Origin of the sequence: Streptomyces sp. NRRL B-24484, assembly GCF_000717715.1 — a bacterium.
Taxonomy (GTDB): domain Bacteria; phylum Actinomycetota; class Actinomycetes; order Streptomycetales; family Streptomycetaceae; genus Kitasatospora.
The window spans coordinates 36453-52921 of record NZ_JOAI01000006.1 but is presented as its reverse complement, the minus strand read 5'-3'; the positions used below and the strand labels follow the sequence as shown (position 1 = coordinate 52921).

At 74.7% G+C, this 16469-nt stretch carries 13 protein-coding genes; 12 read left to right on the top strand and 1 reads right to left on the bottom strand.

Annotated features, from left to right (window positions below; translation table 11 throughout):
- Positions 1-272: 272 nt before the first annotated feature.
- The 8 genes from IE98_RS0107620 (at position 273) to IE98_RS0107585 (ending at position 9043) form a co-directional block, all read left to right on the top strand.
- Entirely contained in the window at positions 273-1319 is a 1047-nt protein-coding gene (locus IE98_RS0107620; RefSeq protein ID WP_052390279.1) for a mechanosensitive ion channel family protein, read from the top strand.
- 227 nt (positions 1320-1546) lie between these two features.
- The gene (locus IE98_RS0107615; RefSeq protein WP_030266253.1) at positions 1547-2734 is read left to right on the top strand and encodes an ROK family transcriptional regulator; all 1188 of its coding nucleotides are present in this window, start codon (positions 1547-1549) and stop codon (positions 2732-2734) included.
- Between the two features lie 85 nt (positions 2735-2819).
- Positions 2820-4166 (top strand): extracellular solute-binding protein, encoded by a 1347-nt coding sequence (locus IE98_RS0107610; RefSeq protein WP_030266249.1) that lies wholly within the window; start codon positions 2820-2822, stop codon positions 4164-4166.
- Between the two features lie 10 nt (positions 4167-4176).
- Positions 4177-5130 carry a carbohydrate ABC transporter permease gene (locus IE98_RS0107605; RefSeq protein WP_030266246.1) on the top strand — a complete coding sequence of 318 codons (954 nt, stop codon included), beginning with the start codon at positions 4177-4179 and terminating at the stop codon, positions 5128-5130.
- 3 nt (positions 5131-5133) lie between these two features.
- Positions 5134-6024 (top strand): carbohydrate ABC transporter permease, encoded by an 891-nt coding sequence (locus IE98_RS0107600; RefSeq protein WP_030266243.1) that lies wholly within the window; start codon positions 5134-5136, stop codon positions 6022-6024.
- A gap of 8 nt (positions 6025-6032) precedes the next feature.
- Positions 6033-7313, top strand: coding sequence for a 6-phospho-beta-glucosidase (locus IE98_RS0107595; RefSeq protein WP_030266241.1), 1281 nt, complete (start codon positions 6033-6035; stop codon positions 7311-7313).
- Between the two features lie 39 nt (positions 7314-7352).
- Positions 7353-8369, top strand: coding sequence for an N-acetylglucosamine kinase (locus IE98_RS0107590; protein ID WP_030266239.1), 1017 nt, complete (start codon positions 7353-7355; stop codon positions 8367-8369).
- A 251-nt stretch (positions 8370-8620) separates the two neighbouring features.
- A complete protein-coding gene (locus IE98_RS0107585; protein WP_030266237.1) occupies positions 8621-9043 on the top strand; it encodes a hypothetical protein in 423 nt (140 codons plus the stop codon).
- Between the two features lie 72 nt (positions 9044-9115).
- Here IE98_RS0107585 and IE98_RS0107580 read toward each other — a convergent pair whose 3' ends face one another.
- A complete protein-coding gene (locus IE98_RS0107580) occupies positions 9116-9700 on the bottom strand; it encodes a nucleosidase (protein ID WP_030266234.1) in 585 nt (194 codons plus the stop codon).
- Between the two features lie 256 nt (positions 9701-9956).
- Between IE98_RS0107580 and IE98_RS0107575 the strand changes: the two genes are divergently transcribed.
- The 4 genes from IE98_RS0107575 (at position 9957) to IE98_RS0107560 (ending at position 16467) form a co-directional block, all read left to right on the top strand.
- Positions 9957-11363 carry a CHASE3 domain-containing protein gene (locus IE98_RS0107575; protein ID WP_234443448.1) on the top strand — a complete coding sequence of 469 codons (1407 nt, stop codon included), beginning with the start codon at positions 9957-9959 and terminating at the stop codon, positions 11361-11363.
- A gap of 11 nt (positions 11364-11374) precedes the next feature.
- Positions 11375-12343 carry a glutamate ABC transporter substrate-binding protein gene (locus IE98_RS0107570; RefSeq protein ID WP_063748883.1) on the top strand — a complete coding sequence of 323 codons (969 nt, stop codon included), beginning with the start codon at positions 11375-11377 and terminating at the stop codon, positions 12341-12343.
- Between the two features lie 196 nt (positions 12344-12539).
- Entirely contained in the window at positions 12540-13970 is a 1431-nt protein-coding gene (locus IE98_RS0107565; RefSeq protein WP_234443453.1) for a hypothetical protein, read from the top strand.
- On the top strand, positions 13963-16467 hold the full coding sequence (locus tag IE98_RS0107560) for a serine/threonine-protein kinase (protein WP_030266220.1): 2505 nt from the start codon (positions 13963-13965) through the stop codon (positions 16465-16467). Before IE98_RS0107565 ends, IE98_RS0107560 begins: the two co-directional genes overlap by 8 nt.
- Positions 16468-16469: the final 2 nt, after the last annotated feature.

Here is a 16469-nt window from a genome sequence, read left to right as displayed (position 1 = left end):
AATCCGTCATAGGACGTATGCCCGCGCGCCGGGTCCGGTGCACGCGTCGCCGCCGGTGAGGGGGTGTGCGCGGGGGCCCGGGCAGGCTGACGGGCCGTCCGGGGGTGCCCGCGCGGGCCGCTAGGGTTGGACGGGACGGTCCGCCAGCCGGGCCGTGCCGGCGTCGCGCGCCGGCCGTACCCCGCACCACGGAAGGCCCGCACGTGTTCCGCTCCGGTGTCACCGGCCTCCTGGCCGAAGCCACCCCCTCGCCCGCCCAACCCACCCTCGACCTGAAGCTGCCGACCAGCGCCGAGGAGGTGACGGCCTCCACCAAGCAGGCCGCCAGCTGGTTCGACCAGAACTGGCAGAGCTGGGTCGAGGGCGGTGTGCGGATCGTCTTCATCGTGGTCCTCGCGCTGGTGCTGCGCGCCGTCGTCCGCAAGCTGATCACGCAGCTGGTGTCGCGGATGGGCCGCCCCGCGGAGGACGAGGACGAGATGATGGGCCGCCTCGGCGGCCTGCTGGCCAACAGCGGGGTGGTGAACACCGAGCGCCGCCAGCAGCGCTCCGAGGCGATCGGCTCGGTGCTGCGCAGCGTGGCCTCGTTCAGCATCCTCGGCACGGCGGCGCTGATGGTGCTCTCGGCGCTGGGCGTGAACCTCGCCCCGCTGCTGGCGAGCGCCGGTGTGGCCGGTGTGGCGATCGGTTTCGGCGCGCGGAACCTGGTGACGGACTTCCTGTCCGGCGTCTTCATGATCATGGAGGACCAGTACGGCGTCGGCGACGAGATCGACACCGGGGTGGCCAGCGGCACGGTGCTGGAGGTCGGCCTGCGGGTGACCAAGCTGCGCGGTGTGGGCGGCGAGATCTGGTACATCCGCAACGGCGAGGTGAAGCGGATCGCCAACATGAGCCAGGGCTGGGGCACCGCAACGGTGGACGTCCAGGTCGGCTACAAGGAGGACCTGCTCCGGGTCGAGGGGCTGATCGTCGAGGCGGCCGAGCAGCTGTCCAAGGAGACCCCGTACGACGAGCTGATCTGGGGCCGGGTCAAGGTGCTGGGCGTGGACTCGGTGGCGACCGACTCGCTGGTGCTGAAGGTCGAGGCGCGGACGACGCCGGGCCGGTCGGCGCAGGTGGCGCGGGCGCTGCGGCAGCGGCTCAAGCAGGCCTTCGACGAGGCCGGGGTGCGGCTCAAGGACGAGGCGGTCACGGTGTCGGCGACGCCGGTCGCCGCCGTCACCGCCGCGGAGATCGCCGCGCCGTCGGCGCTCTCGGACCCGCTGTCGCCGCAGTCCGCCGCGGTCAAGCCGATACCGGCGCAGTCGGTGGAGTAGCCCCGGCGGCAGATCTTCGGCAGGGCCCCGTTCCCGGGTGGGAGCGGGGCCCTTTCGCGCGCCCGGGCCGCGTACCCGGGGTAACGCTTCGACATCGGGTCATTGACACCTGCTCCGGCCGGGATCTACGGTCCTCTCGAAGCAATTGGAAACTTTCCTAACAGTTCACCGCGTCACCCGGCGGACCCGCGGGTGACCGTGCCGCCCCCGCAGAGGAGGATCGAGCCGTGACCGACACCACCCGACCCCCGCTCGCGGGCACCCCGAGCCTGCTCCGCGCGATCAACGACCGCGCCGCCCTGGAACTGCTGCTCGCCAACGGGCCGCTCTCCAGAACCCAGATCGGCACCCTCACCGGCCTCTCCAAGCCGACCGCCTCCCAGCTGCTGACCCGGCTGGAGGCCGCCGGCCTCGTCGTGCCCGTCGGCACCACGGCGGGCGGGCCCGGGCCGAACGCGCAGCTCTACCAGGTCAACCCGGCCGCCGGGTACGTCGCCGGACTGGACGTCACCACCACCCACGTGCGGATCGCCGTCGCCGACATCACCGGCACCACGCTGGCCGAGCACCAGGTCGCCACCAAGGGCTGGTCCGCCGCCGGCACCGTCGAGAAGGTCGGCGAGGCCCTCGCCGCCACCGTCCGCGGGGCCGGTCTCGCGGAGGGCAGCCTGCACCGGGTCGTCATCGGCGTGCCCGGTGCGCTCGACCCCGTCACCGGCAAGCTCCGCTACGCCTCCCACCTGCCCGGCTGGCACTCCCCGCGGCTGCTCGCCGACCTGGAGGCCGCGCTCGGCACCCCGTTCTCGATCGAGAACGACGTCAACCTGGCCGCCATCGCCGAGCAGGCCCTCGGCGCCGCGCTCGGCTGCGAGGACTTCGTCCTGCTCTGGGCCGAGGAGGGCATCGGCGCCGCGATCGTCATCGCCGGGCGGCTGCACCGCGGCTTCACCGGCGGCGCCGGCGAGGTCGGCTACATGCCGGTGCCGGGCGCCCCGGTCGTCCGCGACGTGCGGCGGCGCAACTCCGGCGGCTTCCAGGAGCTCGCCGGCGCCGACGCCGTCCTGGAGCTCGCCGCCGCGCACCACCTGACCGCGGGCACCGCCGAGGAGGCCGTCGCCCTGGCCCTGCGGACCGAGGGCGACGGCGACGCCTTCCTCGCGGAGCTCGCCGAGCGGATCGCCGTCGGCCTCGCCGTCATCGTCTCCGTCGTCGACCCCGAACTGCTGGTGCTCTCCGGCGGCATCCCCACCGCCGGCGGCGAGCGGCTGCGCGCCCTCGTCGAGGAGGCGCTCGCCCTGATCTCCATCCCCCGACCCGAGGTGCGCTGCAGCGCCGTCCCGGGCTCCCCCGTCCTGCACGGCGCGCTCCAGCGCGCCCTGGCCGCCGCCCGGGAAGCGGTCTTCTCCACCCACTGACCCGCACCACCGCCACGCCACCGTCTCCCGCACACGGGCCGAGGGGCGATGCCCCCTGCCCGCGTCCCCCCAGGAGGACCCCGAAGTGCACACTCCGCGCAGAACCCGCCGGACGCTCGCCGCCGCCACCGGCGCCGCCGCACTCGCCCTGCTCACCGCCTGCACCGGCACCCCGCAGGGCGGCGCGGACGACGGCTCCGCCGAGGGCAAGGACGTCACCATCACCTTCTGGCACGGCTGGAGCCAGGAGAACGAGACCAAGGCGATCGACGCCAACATCGCCGCCTTCGAGAAGCTCCACCCCAACATCCACGTCAAGGTCGTCGGCAACATCGCGGACGACAAGAGCGAGCAGGCGCTGCGGGCCGGCGGCGCCGACGCCCCCGACGTGGTCTCGTCCTTCACCACCGACAACGTCGGCAAGTTCTGCTCGGCCAAGGTCTGGGCCGACCTGACGCCCTTCCTGAAGAAGGACGGCATCGACCCGGCGAAGACCTTCCCCGCCGCGATGCTCTCCTACAGCGCCTACCGCGGGAACCAGTGCTCGCTGCCGCTGCTCGGCGACGCGTACGGCCTCTACTACAACCGGACCGCCTTCGCCGCGGCCGGCATCACCGCCCCGCCGAAGACCTTCTCCGAGTTCGAGGCGGACGCCGTCAAGCTGACGTCCGCCCGGGGCGACGGCTACCAGCAGCTCGGCTTCATGCCGAACTACCACGGCTACGAGTCCACCCCCTCGCACTTCCTCGGCCAGTACGGCGCGGGCTACTTCGGGCAGGACGGCAAGTCCGACATAGCCGCCGACCCGAAGGTCGCCGCGATGTTCACCTGGCAGAAGGGCCTGGTCGACAGGCTCGGCGGCTTCGAGAAGCTGGAGAAGTACCGCACCGGCTTCGGCGACGAGTTCAGCGCCAAGAACCCGTTCACCACCGGCCAGGTCGCGATGGCCCTCGACGGCGAGTGGCGCACCGCCTCGCTCGCCGAGGACAAGCCGGCCTTCGAGTGGGCGACCGCGCCCTTCCCCGTCCCGGACGACCAGGCGGCCTCCTACGGCCGCGGCTACCAGACCGGCACCATCATCGGCATCGCCAACGGCAGCCGGAAGCAGACCGCCGCCTGGCAGCTCGTCAAGTACCTGACCACGGACACCGACGCGGTCGTCGGCTTCGCCAACGCCATCCACAACGTGCCCAGCACCTTCGCCGCACTGGACTCGCCGAAGCTCGACGCCGACGCCGACTTCCGCACCTTCCTGGCCATCGCGAAGAACCCGAACTCCTCGACCACGCCCGCCTCGGTCAACGGCGGCGCCTACCAGGTCTCCCTGCAGAACCTCGGCTACGCGTACGAGTCCGGCCGGCTCTCCGACCTGAAGGCCGGACTCGCCGCCACCGCCAAGGAGATCGACGCCGCCATCGACCAGGCCCAGTGACGGACGCGCCATGGCACTCCTCGACACCCCCCGGCCGGCACTGCTGCGCCGCAAGCGCCGCCGGGAGCGGGCCCGCACCCTGGCCTTCCTCTCGCCCTGGCTGATCGGCTTCGGCCTGTTCTTCGCCTACCCGCTGGTCTCCACCGCCTACTTCTCCTTCATGAAGTACGACGGCTTCACCGCGCCCACCTTCAACGGCCTGAAGAACTGGACGTACCTCTTCGCCCACTACCCGTTCTTCTGGCAGGGCCTGCGCAACACGCTGTGGCTGGTGGCCGTCATGGTCACCCTGCGGGTCGCCTTCGGCCTGGGCGTCGGCGTGCTCATCACCAAGGTGAAGACCGGTGCGGGCCTCTTCCGCACCGCCTTCTACCTGCCCTACCTCGCCCCGCCGGTGGCCGCCACGATGGCCTTCGCCTTCCTGCTCAACCCCGGCACCGGCCCGGTGAACCACCTGCTCGGCGACCTCGGTCTGCCGCAGCCCGGCTGGTTCACCGACCCCGACTGGTCCAAGCCCGCGCTGACCCTGCTCGCCATGTGGGGCATCGGCGACCTGATGGTGATCTTCATGGCGGCGCTGCTCGACGTGCCCAAGGAGCAGTACGAGGCCGCCGAGCTCGACGGCGCCGGGCCCTGGCAGCGGTTCCGCTTCGTCACTCTGCCGAACATCACCCCGATCGTGCTGTTCGCGGTGGTCACCGGGGTGATCCAGGCCATGCAGTACTACACCCAGGCGATCGTCGCCGGGAAGGTCGCCAGCGGCGTGATCGGCGGCTCCGGCCAGCAGTTCGAGCCCGGCTACCCGCACGGCTCGACCTGGACCCTGCCGCAGATGGTCTACAACCTCGGCTTCCAGCGCTTCGACACCGGCACGGCCTGTGCCGCCGCCCTCGTCCTGTTCACGATCTCGATGGCCTTCACCGCCCTGCTGCTGCGGCGCGGCTCCGGCCTGGTGGAGGACTGAGCCATGACCCTCAACCCCGCCCTGCCGCTGCCGGCCGGCGTCCGGACGGCCGCCGCCCGCACCGCCCGCCGCCGCGCCGCCCTCGAATGGGTCGCCGTGCACTCCCTGGCGATCGCCGCCGCGCTGTTCTTCCTGCTGCCCTTCGTCTTCGTGCTGCTCACCTCGGTGATGAGCGACCGTCAGGCACTCACCTCCGAGCTGTGGCCCACGAGTTGGCACTGGGAGAACTACGCGCAGGTCTGGCGCACCCCCGGCTTCCTCACCTGGTGGCGCAACAGCCTGCTGTACGCGGGCCTCGGCACCCTGCTCACCGTCGTCTCCAGCCTGCCCGTGGCGTACGCCCTGGCCAAGTTCCGCTTCCGCGGCCGGCGGCTCGCCCTGATGGCGGTCGTCTCGATGATGATGCTGCCGCCTCAGGTCACCGTGATCCCGATGTACCTGTTCTGGGCCAAGCAGCTCCACCTCACCGGCTCGCTCTGGCCGCTGGTGGTCCCGATGGCCTTCGGCGACGCCTTCTCGATCTTCCTGCTGCGGCAGTTCCTGCTGACCGTCCCGAACGAGTACCTGGAGGCCGCCCGGATCGACGGCTGCGGCGACGTCCGCACCCTGCTGCGGGTCGTCCTGCCGATGGCCCGGCCGGCGATCGCCGCCGTCGCGCTCTTCCAGTTCTTCTCCTGCTGGAACGACTACTTCGGCCCGCAGATCTACGCCAGCGAGAACCCGGGCGCCTGGACGCTGAGTTACGGCCTGGAGTCGTTCAAGGGCGCCCACCACACCGACTGGAACCTCACCATGGCCGCCACCCTGCTGGTGATGGCGCCGGTGATCATCCTCTTCTTCTTCGCACAGAAGGCCTTCATCGAAGGCGTGACACTGACAGGGGTCAAGGGCTGATGTCCGCACTGAAGTTGGCAATCGTCGGCGGCGGTTCCACCTACACACCCGAGCTGATCGACGGCTTCGCCCGGCTGCGGGACACCCTGCCGATCGGCGAGCTCGTCCTGGTCGACCCGGCCGCCGACCGGCTGGAGCTGATCGCGGGCCTCGCCCGGCGGATCTTCGCCCGGCAGGGCCACGACGCGCGGGTCACCACCGCGTCCGAGGTCGCCGCCGGCGTGCAGGGGGCGGACGCCGTCCTGCTGCAGCTGCGGGTCGGCGGACAGACCGCCCGCAACGAGGACGAGACCTGGCCGCTGGAGTGCGGCTGCGTCGGCCAGGAGACCACCGGCGCGGGCGGGCTGGCGAAGGCGCTGCGCACCGTCCCGGTGGTGCTGGACATCGCCGAGACGGTGCGCCGGGCCAACCCGGACGCCTGGATCGTCGACTTCACCAACCCCGTCGGCATCGTCACCCGCGCCCTGCAGACCGCCGGCCACAAGGCCGTCGGCCTCTGCAACGTCGCGATCGGCTTCCAGCGGAAGTTCGCCGGCCACCTCGGCGTCGAACCCGAGCGCGTCCGCCTCGACCACGTCGGCCTGAACCACCTCACCTGGGAGCGCGGCGTCACCCTGCTCGACGCCCCCGGCGCCGCCACCGGCCGCGAGGTGCTGCCCGAACTGCTCGCCGGCCACGGCGAGGCGATCGCCGCCGACCTTCACCTGCCGGTCGACGTCGTCCGCCGGCTCGGCGTGGTGCCCTCGTACTACCTGCGCTACTTCTACCAGCACGACCGGGTGGTCGAGGAGTTGAGGGTGCAGGGCTCGCGGGCCGCCGCGGTCGCCGCGATCGAGCGGCAGCTGCTGGAGATGTACGCCGACCCGGCCCTGGACACCAAGCCCGAGCTGCTCGGCAAGCGCGGCGGCGCCTTCTACTCGGAGGCCGCCGTCCAGCTGATCGCCGCACTGCTCGGCACCGACGGCACCACCGGCGTGCAGGTGGTCAACACCCGCAACGACGGCGTACTGCCCTTCCTGCCCGACGACGCGGTGATCGAGGTGCCCGCCGAGGTCGACCCGCAGGGCGTGCGCCCGCTGCCGCAGCGTCCGGTCGAGCCGCTCTACGCGGGCCTGATCGCCGCCGTCACCGCCTACGAGCACCTGGCGCTGGACGCCGCGCTCAAGGGCGGCCGGGACCGGGTCTTCGACGCCCTGCTCGCCCACCCGCTGGTCGGCCAGCTCGACCTCGCGGACCGGCTCACCGACCGGCTGATCGCCCACAACCGCGCCCACCTCGGCTGGGCGTGACCCGACGATGACCGCCTCGCACCACCCCGGGGAGAACCGATGAACCGCCAGCACGACGCCCCTCTCCCCGGCGTCCTCGCCGTCGACGCCGGGAACAGCAAGACCGACGTGGCGCTGGTCGCCGCCGACGGCACGGTGCTCGGCTCCGCCCGCGGCGGCGGCTTCCAGCCGCAGCTCGACGGCGCCGACGAGGCCATCGGCGGCCTCGCCCCGCTGGTCGAGTCGGTCGCCGCACAGGCCGGTCTGAGACCCGGCGCCCCGGTGGCCGCGCACGTCTCCGCCTGCCTGGCCAACGCCGACCTGCCGGTCGAGGAGGAGCGGCTGCTCGCCGCCCTGGAGGCCCGCGGCTGGGGCACCACCAGCGCCGTCGCCAACGACACCTTCGGCCTGCTGCGGGCCGGCACCGACGGGCCGCGCGGCGTCGCCGTGGTCTGCGGCGCCGGCATCAACTGCGTGGGCCTGCTGCCGGACGGGCGCACCGCCCGCTTCCCCGCGCTCGGCCGGCTCACCGGCGACTGGGGCGGCGGCGGCGGACTGGCCGCCGAGGCGATGTGGCACGCCACCCGGGCCGAGGACGGCCGGGGCGCGGCGACCGGGCTCGCCGCGGCGATCGGCGCGCACTTCGGACGGCTCTCCGCCACCGCGGTGGCCGAGGGGATGCACCTCGGCGAGATCGCCGCGGAGCGGCTGCACGAGCTCGTCCCGGTGCTGTTCGCCGCCGCGGAGGCGGGCGACCGGGTGGCGCTCGGCCTGGTCGACCGGCAGGCCGACGAGATCGTCCGCTTCGCCGCCGTCGCGCTGCGGCGGCTCGACCTGCTGGACGAGGCCGTCCCGGTGGTGCTCGGCGGGGGCGTCCTCGCGGCCCGGCTGCCGCTGCTGGTCGACAACGTGACGGCCCGGCTGGCCACCGCCGCGCCGCTCGCCGAGCCGCGGATCGTGGTCGCCCCGCCCGTCCTCGGCGCCGCCCTGCTCGGCCTCGACCGGATCGGCGCCGACGAGCGGGCGCAGCTGCGGCTGCGCGCCGCGTACGAACCGGTGCGCCCGGCGGCGGCCTGACCGGCCGTCCGGATCCCGCGGCCCGGGTGGGCGCGTCCCGATCCCCCGCCGCCGTCCCCGGGGCCCGCACACCCCGGGGGCGGCGGCGGGTCCGCCGGTGGTGCGCGGACGGCCGACCGGTCAAGGACCGGTCAAGAATCCAGGTGCGGAGGTTTGAACGTTGATAGGACCGTCCGACGAACGCTACGCTCCCGGCTTCGTACGGCGCCCGTCCACGGGGCGCCCACCCGATCCCCAGGGGGAACCGCCAGATGGCGATCCGTAAGTCCACCATGCAGGAGCAGGTCGCCGAGGCGATCGCCGCGATCGAGCCGAACGACCGGCCCGTCGTCACGTTCCACACCGTCACCGGCCCGAGCCCGTGGCTGATGAGCCAGCTCGGCCTGATCGGCCAGCTGTTCGTGAAGTACTACTTCGTCACCCTGACCGAGCGCGTGGTCGTCGTGCACCGCGCCTCGCGGATGAGCAACCGGCCGCAGGAGCTGGTGCACGTGGTGCCGCTGGAGCAGGCGCGCACCCTGATCACCGAGGTGAAGCGGGCCGCGATGTGGAGCTCGATGCAGTTCCACTTCCCCGGTGAGCAGAAGGCGACCCGCCTGAACGTCGCCCGCTACTGGCGCACCGAGCTGGACCAGTTCGTGCCCGCGCTGACCGGCGTGCAGATCACCGGCTGAGCCGTCCGCCAGGACGCACCGGAGGCCGGGACCCCGAGGGTCCCGGCCTCCGCCGTGTCCGCGGTGCGCGCCTCAGCGGTCGCCGAGGTGCTCGTCCGCCCAGGCCGCGAGGATCTTCGCGCAGGCGTCCACCGACTCGCGCCAGGTGTGCGCGGCGCCGTCGTCGGCCTCGTCGCTGACGTACTTGACCAGCCGCACCGGCACCTCGGCCCGGCGGGCGACGGTGGCGATCGCGTAGCCCTCCATGTCGACCAGGTCGGCCTGCTCCGCGAGCCGGTCGCGGGCGGCGCCGTCCGAGACGAAGAGGTCGCCGGTGGCCAAAGTCGGGCCGACGCCGTCGTTGAGGGTGATCGGCGCGCCGTAGCTGCGGCCGGTCAGCGCGCGCAGCACCGGGGTGTCGATGTCGTGCTGCAGCACCCGGGAGACCTCGTGCATGGTGCCGGCCAGGCCGGGGCGCAGCGCACCCGCCGTCCCCAGGTTCACCACCTCGGCCGGCCGGACCGCCCCGGCCAGCACGGTGGCCAGCGCGGCCGTCGAGTTGATCTTGCCGATGCCGGTGAGCAGCACGGGGAGGCGCTCGCCCAGGTGGGCCGCCTCCTCCCGGACGGCGACGACGAGCAGCGGACGGTCCGGGGTGATGGTGCCGAGCAGACGCATGCCGCCATGCTACGGCCGCCCCCGCGGCGCCCCGGGCGGGAGGGTTCGGGCCCACGGACGGGAGGGTTCGGGCCCGTGGGCGGACCGCTGCGCGCACGGAACGTCCGCGTTCGGGCGGATCGGCCCTTTGGCGCAGTCTCAAGATCGGCACAACTCGCGTGTGATCGTCACATCCGGCGGCCATACTGCTGGCATCAGGGGGCCGGCGTCCCGCGGGGCGCTCGGGGACACGGGGTACACAGGGGGGGTGGGGCGGGTGACGGGACCTGCGGTCGTCGAAGGCACGGCGCCGTTGCCGGAGCCGGCGGGGCGCGGCTCCGCGGCACGGCTGCCCGGGCTGCAGGACGCCGGCGAGCGGCTGGCCGCCCTGCGGCGGGCGGCGGACACCCCGCCGGGCCGGCTGCGGCTGGCCGGCGCGGCGCTGGTCGCACTGGTGCTGCTGTTCGGGGGGACGGCGGCCTGGCAGGCCGACCGGCGGGCCGCGGCCACCGACCTGGTGGTCGGGCACAGCCAGCCGCTCAGCCGGGACGCGGCCGAGATCTACCGCTCGCTCGCCGACGCGGACACCACCGCGGCCGGCGGCTTCCTGCTGGCCGGCGACGAACCGGCCGGGCTGCGCAAGCGCTACGAGGACGACCTCGCCACCGCCGCCGAGCTGCTCACCCGGGCCGCCGCCCGGACGGCCGCCAACTCCGAGGCGCAGCACCGGATCGACGAGCTGAGCCGGCAACTCCCCCAGTACGCGGGCCTGGTCGAGACCGCCCGGGCCGACAACCGGCTGGGCCTGCCGCTCGGCGGGGCCTACCTGCGGTACGCCTCGGGGCTGATGCAGAACACCATGCTGCCGTCCGCGCAGCAGCTGGTCGCCGCCGAGTCGGGCCGGCTCGACGCCGACTTCGACGCGGCCGCGGCGATGCCGGCGGCGGCGCTGCTGCTGGGGCTGGCCGCACTGGCCGCGCTCGGCGGGTACCAGGTGCTGCTGTTCCGCCGGACCAACCGGGTGTTCAACCCGGGGCTGGTGGCGGCCTCCGCTGCGGTGCTCGCCGCGCTGCTGTGGCTGACCGTCGGCGGCACGGTCGCCTCCGCCTCGCTGACGGCCGGCCGCACCGCGGGCGCCGAGCCGCTGCAGGTGCTGGGCCAGGCCCGGACGGAGGCCCTGCAGGCCCGCGCCGCGGAGAACCTGAACCTGGTCGCCCGCGGGGCGAGCGACAGCTACGGCAAGCGCTGGCAGGCGGTCACCGGGTCGCTCGGCGGTGCGCCGACGCCGGGCGGCGGCCGGGCCGGCGGCGGCACCCTGGCGCGGGCCGCCGAACTGGCCCCGGCAGGCGAGGCGGAGCGCCGGCTGGGCGAGGCGGCGAAGCAGTTCGCGCAGTGGGACTCCCGGCACGACGCGGCCGCCGCGAGCGACCGGGCCGGCGACTACGAGGCGGCGCTGCGCGCCACCGTGGCGGTGGCCTCGGACACCACCACGGAGGCGGCCTGGGCCGCGATGGACCGGCAGCTGGCCGCGGCCGGCGAGGCCGAGCAGGCCCGCTTCGCCGCGGAGACCTCCGGCGTGGCCGGCGGGTACGAGGTGCTCGCCGCAGGGGCGGCGGTGCTGGCCGTCCTGGCGGCGGCGGGCGTGGTCAGGGGCATCGGCCGCCGACTGGCCGAGTACCGGTGAGGGGGCGGGGGATGACGGTGCGTACGGTGACGGTCCGCAGGAGGCGGGCGGGCATCACGGCCTGCGCGGCGGCCCTGACGGTGGCCGGCGGGCTGCTCGCGGGCGGCCCGGACTCGTCCGGCGGGCACGCCGCGCCCGCAGTGGTGCGGGCCGCCCCGGCGGCGGCCGCCGCGCCCGTGCTGGCGCCGTCCGCGGACTGCGACGTGACGAAGAGCGCGCCGCCGGCCGAGGACCCGGACGGGGCCGCGATCCGGCGGATCCGGCAGCGCGGCACGCTGGTCGTCGGCGTCGACCAGAACAGCTACAACTGGGGCTACCGCAACCCGCGGACGGGCCGGATCGAGGGCTTCGACATCGACCTGGCGCACGCGATCGCCGCGTCGCTGCTGGGCGACCCGGAGAAGATCACCTTCCGCACGGTGCCGACCGCCCGCCGGATCGACGCGATCAAGAACGGCGAGGTGGACCTGATCACCCGCACCATGACCATCACCTGCGAGCGGCTGAAGGACGTGGCGTTCTCCGCCCCGTACTTCCGCACCGGCCAGCAGGTGGTGGTGCCGCGGGCGGCGAAGGCGACCTCACTGGCCGCGGCCTTCAAGGGGCGGCGGGCCTGCGTGGCCGCGCAGTCCTCCTCGGAGGCCGAGCTGAAGCGGGACCCGCGGGGCACCAGCGCGGTGCGGGTGGTGGAGAACCAGCTGGACTGCCTGGTGCTGATGCAGCTCGGCCAGGTCGACACCACGCTCACCGACGGTTCCCTGGCGGCCGCTCAGGCCGCGCAGGACCCGACCGTGCAGGTGCTCGACGAGTCCGTCTCCGACGCCTACATGGGGGTGGCGGTCAACAAGGCGGCACCCGATCTGGTGGCCTGGGTGAACCAGGTGCTGGCGGAGTACCGCGCGGGCGGAGGGTGGCAGCGCAGCTACGCGCACTGGCTGGCGCCCACCATGGGTGCCTCCGCCGCACCGTACCTGCCGTAGTCTCGTCACCCCGTCCCCCGTCACCGATCGTCGCGTCACCCGACCGTCCCGTCGACCGATCGTCCCGTCATCCGTCGCCCCGTCACACGAAGCACCGTCACCGGGGGCCGCGCCGCAGGGCGCGGGAGGTGCCGCACCGGCGCCGGGCGACCGCACCGGAGAGGAAGGACCGTTGGCAGGAACTGCCGGCCCGGCGATGAGCCGGGAGGAGGTGGACCGCGCACTCGCGCGGCTGGGCGCCGAGCGCGACGCCGTGGAGGCGGCGCTGCTCGACCTGCAGGACCATCCGGGCCGCCGGCTGCTGGAGGGGGCCGCCCTCACCGGGCGCACCGGGGAGCGCTGGTCCGTCGCCGGGCAGGGCCTGTCCGTGCTGTGGGCGCTGTTCGACCGCTACTCGGAGGCGCTGGCCTCGGCGCGGGCCGTCCGCTCGCGCCGCAACCGTCCCGGCTCCGCCGAGCTCGCCGAGCTCGGCGAGCTGCTCGGCGGTGCCTCGGTCACAGTCTCCGGCGGGCAGCTGCCGGACGGCGGCGCCCGGCTCGGCGCACCGGCCCGGCTGGTCGAGCGGATCAGCCTCGCCGAACTGCTGGACCGGATGAACGCGTGGTACGCGACGGTGCTGGAGGTGGTCGCCGCCGCGGACGCGGTCTGGTCGGCGCTGCCCGCCCGGATCGACCTGCTGCTCGCCGAACTGCACCGGGTGCAGATGCTGGCGCTGTCGGTCGGCGTGCGGCCCGGCGGCCACCCGCTCGCCGACGACCTCGCCGAACTGGCCGAGGACCTCGCGGCGCAGCGCACCGAGGTGGTCTCCGACCCGCTGGCGCTGTGGCGGCCCGCCCGGGTGCCCGCACAGCGGGCGGAGGACGGGCCCACCGGGGCGGCGACGACGGCCGGCACGGTCGCCGGGGTGGTCGACACCTCGCGCTTCGACCGGGCGGGCCGGGCGCTGGACGACGTCCGGGTCGAGCTGGAGGGGCTGCTGCGGCTGCGCGACGAGTCGCACGAGCGGCTGCAGCAGGTCGCCGACCTGCTGCAGCGGGCCGACGCCACGCTGGCCGAGGCCCGGCGGGCCCGCGGCGAGGTGCTGGCGAAGATCGCCGCGACCGAGGTGCCGGCCGTGCCGGGCCCGGCCTCGGCGCTCCGCGAGCGGATCGGCCACGCCGTCGAGCTGCAGCACGGCGGTCAGTGGTACCGGCTGGGTCCGCTGCTGGACGCCCTGGAGGACGCGGCCGCCAAGGAGCTCGCGCGGGCCCGGCACTCGCTGACCGAAGTGGCCCAGCCGCTGGCGGTGCGAGCCGAGCTGCGGGGGCGGCTGGAGGCGTACCGGGCGATGGCGGCGCGGCTGCGGATCACCGAGGACCCGGAGGTCGTCGAGCGGTTCGAGAAGGCGCGCTGGCTGCTGTGGAGCGCGCCGTGCGACCTGCGCGCCGCGGCGGAGGCGGTCGCCCGCTTCCAGCAGGCGGTGCGGCCGGCGCCCGCGCTCCCGGCCGGTCCCGCGGCAGCGGACGGCGCGGGGGTTGCGGGCGGTCCGGGGGTTGCGGGCGGCGGGAACGGGCAGGACCACCAGGCCCCGACGGTGCAGGACGGCCGGCCGGGGAACGTCGAGGGGGGCGGGGAAGGCGATGGGTGAGGCGTGCACGCGGCCGGAGTGCTCCGGCAGCGGCGTGATCGACGCGGACGGCTACTGCGACGAGTGCGGGCTGGCCGCCGTCGCGGGCACCGCACGGGCCGCGGGGGCGGCGAACACGGCGGCCGCACCGGCCGCGGCCGGCCCGGCACCGGGGCGGTGCACCCGGGACTGCCCCGGCACGATCGACACGGACGGCTACTGCGACGAGTGCGGGCTGGCCGCCGAGGCCGGGGCACCGCAGGTGCCCGCGGCCCGGGTCTCCCCCGACTCCGCGCACACCGGCCCGTCCCGTCCCGGCTCGTCCCGGACGGGCTCCTCCCGGACGGGCTCCTCCCGGACGGGCTCCTCCCGGACGATGTCCGGCCGTTCCCGTTCGCACCGCTCCGCCCGGACGGGATCGGGGCGCTCGGTCTCGGTCCGCAGCAGCGGCGGCACCGGCGGGACGGGCCGCCGCGGCAACCTGGGGGCCGGCCTGGTCACGGTGCCCGCGGTGCCGCGGCCCGACCCGTCCGCGGCGGTGCTGGAGAACCCGGAGGTGCCGGAGCGCAAGCGGTTCTGCTCCCGGTGCGACGCGCCGGTCGGCCGCTCCAAGGGCGAGCAGCAGGGCCGGCCGGAGGGCTTCTGCACCAAGTGCGGCACGGCGTACTCGTTCACGCCCAAGCTGCGCCGCGGCGACCTCGTCGGCGGCCAGTACGAGGTGGTGGGCTGCCTGGCGCACGGCGGACTCGGCTGGATCTACCTGGCGATCGACCGCCGGGTCAGCGACAAGTGGGTCGTCCTCAAGGGCCTGCTGGACACCGGCGACGAGGACGCGCTGGCGGTCGCGCTCGCCGAGCGGCGCTTCCTCGCCGAGGTGGACCACCCGAACATCGTCCGCATCATCAACTTCGCCGAGCACCCGGACCTGCGGACGGGCGGCTCCGACGGCTACATCGTGATGGAGTACGTCGGCGGCAAGTCGCTGAAGGACATCGCCAACGAGCGCCGCACCCCGGACGGCCGGCGCGACCCGCTGCCGGTCGAGCAGGCGATCGCGTACGCGCTGGAGGCACTGCCCGCGCTCGGCCACCTGCACGCCCGCGGCCTGGTGTACTGCGACTTCAAGATCGACAACGTGATCCAGAGCGAGGACTCGCTCAAGATCATCGACATGGGTGCCGTCCGGCGCCTCGACGACGACGGCCCGATCTACGGCACCGTCGGCTACCAGGCGCCCGAGATCGCCACCGACGGTCCGACACCCGCCTCCGACCTCTACACGGTCGCCCGCACCCTGGCCGTGCTCAGCCTCGACTTCCGCGGCTACGACACCACCCACCGGCACGACCTGCCCGGCCCCGACGAGGAGCCGCTCTTCGCCGCCTACGAGTCGTACTATCGGCTGCTCGTCCGGGCCACCGACCCGGACCCGGCCCGCCGCTTCGGCTCCGCCGAGGAGATGGCCGACCAGCTCACCGGCGTCCTGCGCGAGGTGCTCGCGCTGCAGGACGGCCGCCCGCGGCCCGCGCTCTCCACCCTGTTCGGGCCCGAGGTGCGGGTGCCCGACACCGAACTCGCCGCCGGCCCGCTCGACCCGGCCGCCGCCGCCCTCGCCCTGCCGGTGCCGCGGGTGGACACCGCCGACCCGAACGCCGGCTTCCTCGCCGCACTGGCCGGCACCGCCCCCGGCGAGGCGCTGGCCGCACTCGCCACCGCGCCCGCGCCCTCGCTGGAACTGCGCCTGCGCGCGCTGCGCGCCCACCTCGAACTCGGCGACCCCGAGGCCGCCGCACGCGACCTCGCCGCCGTCGAGCAGGACCATCCCGGGGACTGGCGGGCCGTCTGGTACCGCGGACTCACCGCGCTGGCCGCCGGCAGCGCCGAGGCCGCCGCCGAGGCCTTCGACGCGCTGTACGACGCGTTCCCGGGCGAGGCCGCGCCCAAGCTCGCCCTCGCCCTCTGCGCCGAACTGCTGGGCAACGGCGAGGACGCCGCCGCCTTCCACCGCCTGGTCGCCACCACCGACCGCAGCTACGTCGGCGCCGCCTTCGGGCTGGCCCGCGTCCGCCTCGCGGCCGGCGACCGGGCCGACGCGGTCGCCGCCCTGGAGGCGGTGCCGGAGGCCTCCGCCCACCACACCGCCGCCCGGATCGCCGCCGTCCGCGCCCGGCTGCGCGACCGCCCGGCGACCGATCCGCTCGGCCCCGACCTGGCGCGCTGCTCCGAGCAGATCACCGCGCTCGGCCTGGACGCCCGGCGGCACGAGGAGCTCTCCGTCGAGCTGCTGGACGCCGCCCTCGGCTGGGTCGTCGCGGGCCGCCCGGACACCGCCGGAGAGCCCGCCGCGGGCACCGCGGAACCGGCGTACGAAGTGCTCGGACATCCTGCCGGTGAACGGGAACTGCGCTTCGCCCTGGAGCACTCCTACCGGGTGCTGGCACGGTTGTCCGACCGGGCCGAAACAAGGATCGAGATGGTGGAGCGGGCCAACCGTGCCCGTCCACGGACGTGGGTGTGATC

Excerpts from the sequence above, each read along its gene's own strand:
- IE98_RS0107565 (WP_234443453.1), top strand. The coding sequence starts at position 12,540 with ATGAGCCGGGAGGAGGTGGACCGCGCACTCGCGCGGCTGGGCGCCGAG.
- IE98_RS0107590 (WP_030266239.1), top strand. The coding sequence starts at position 7,353 with ATGAACCGCCAGCACGACGCCCCTCTCCCCGGCGTCCTCGCCGTCGAC.
- IE98_RS0107600 (WP_030266243.1), top strand. The coding sequence starts at position 5,134 with ATGACCCTCAACCCCGCCCTGCCGCTGCCGGCCGGCGTCCGGACGGCC.
- IE98_RS0107605 (WP_030266246.1), top strand. The coding sequence starts at position 4,177 with ATGGCACTCCTCGACACCCCCCGGCCGGCACTGCTGCGCCGCAAGCGC.
- IE98_RS0107570 (WP_063748883.1), top strand. The coding sequence starts at position 11,375 with ATGACGGTGCGTACGGTGACGGTCCGCAGGAGGCGGGCGGGCATCACG.
- IE98_RS0107585 (WP_030266237.1), top strand. The coding sequence starts at position 8,621 with ATGGCGATCCGTAAGTCCACCATGCAGGAGCAGGTCGCCGAGGCGATC.
- IE98_RS0107560 (WP_030266220.1), top strand. The coding sequence starts at position 13,963 with ATGGGTGAGGCGTGCACGCGGCCGGAGTGCTCCGGCAGCGGCGTGATC.
- IE98_RS0107580 (WP_030266234.1), bottom strand. The coding sequence starts at position 9,700 with ATGCGTCTGCTCGGCACCATCACCCCGGACCGTCCGCTGCTCGTCGTC.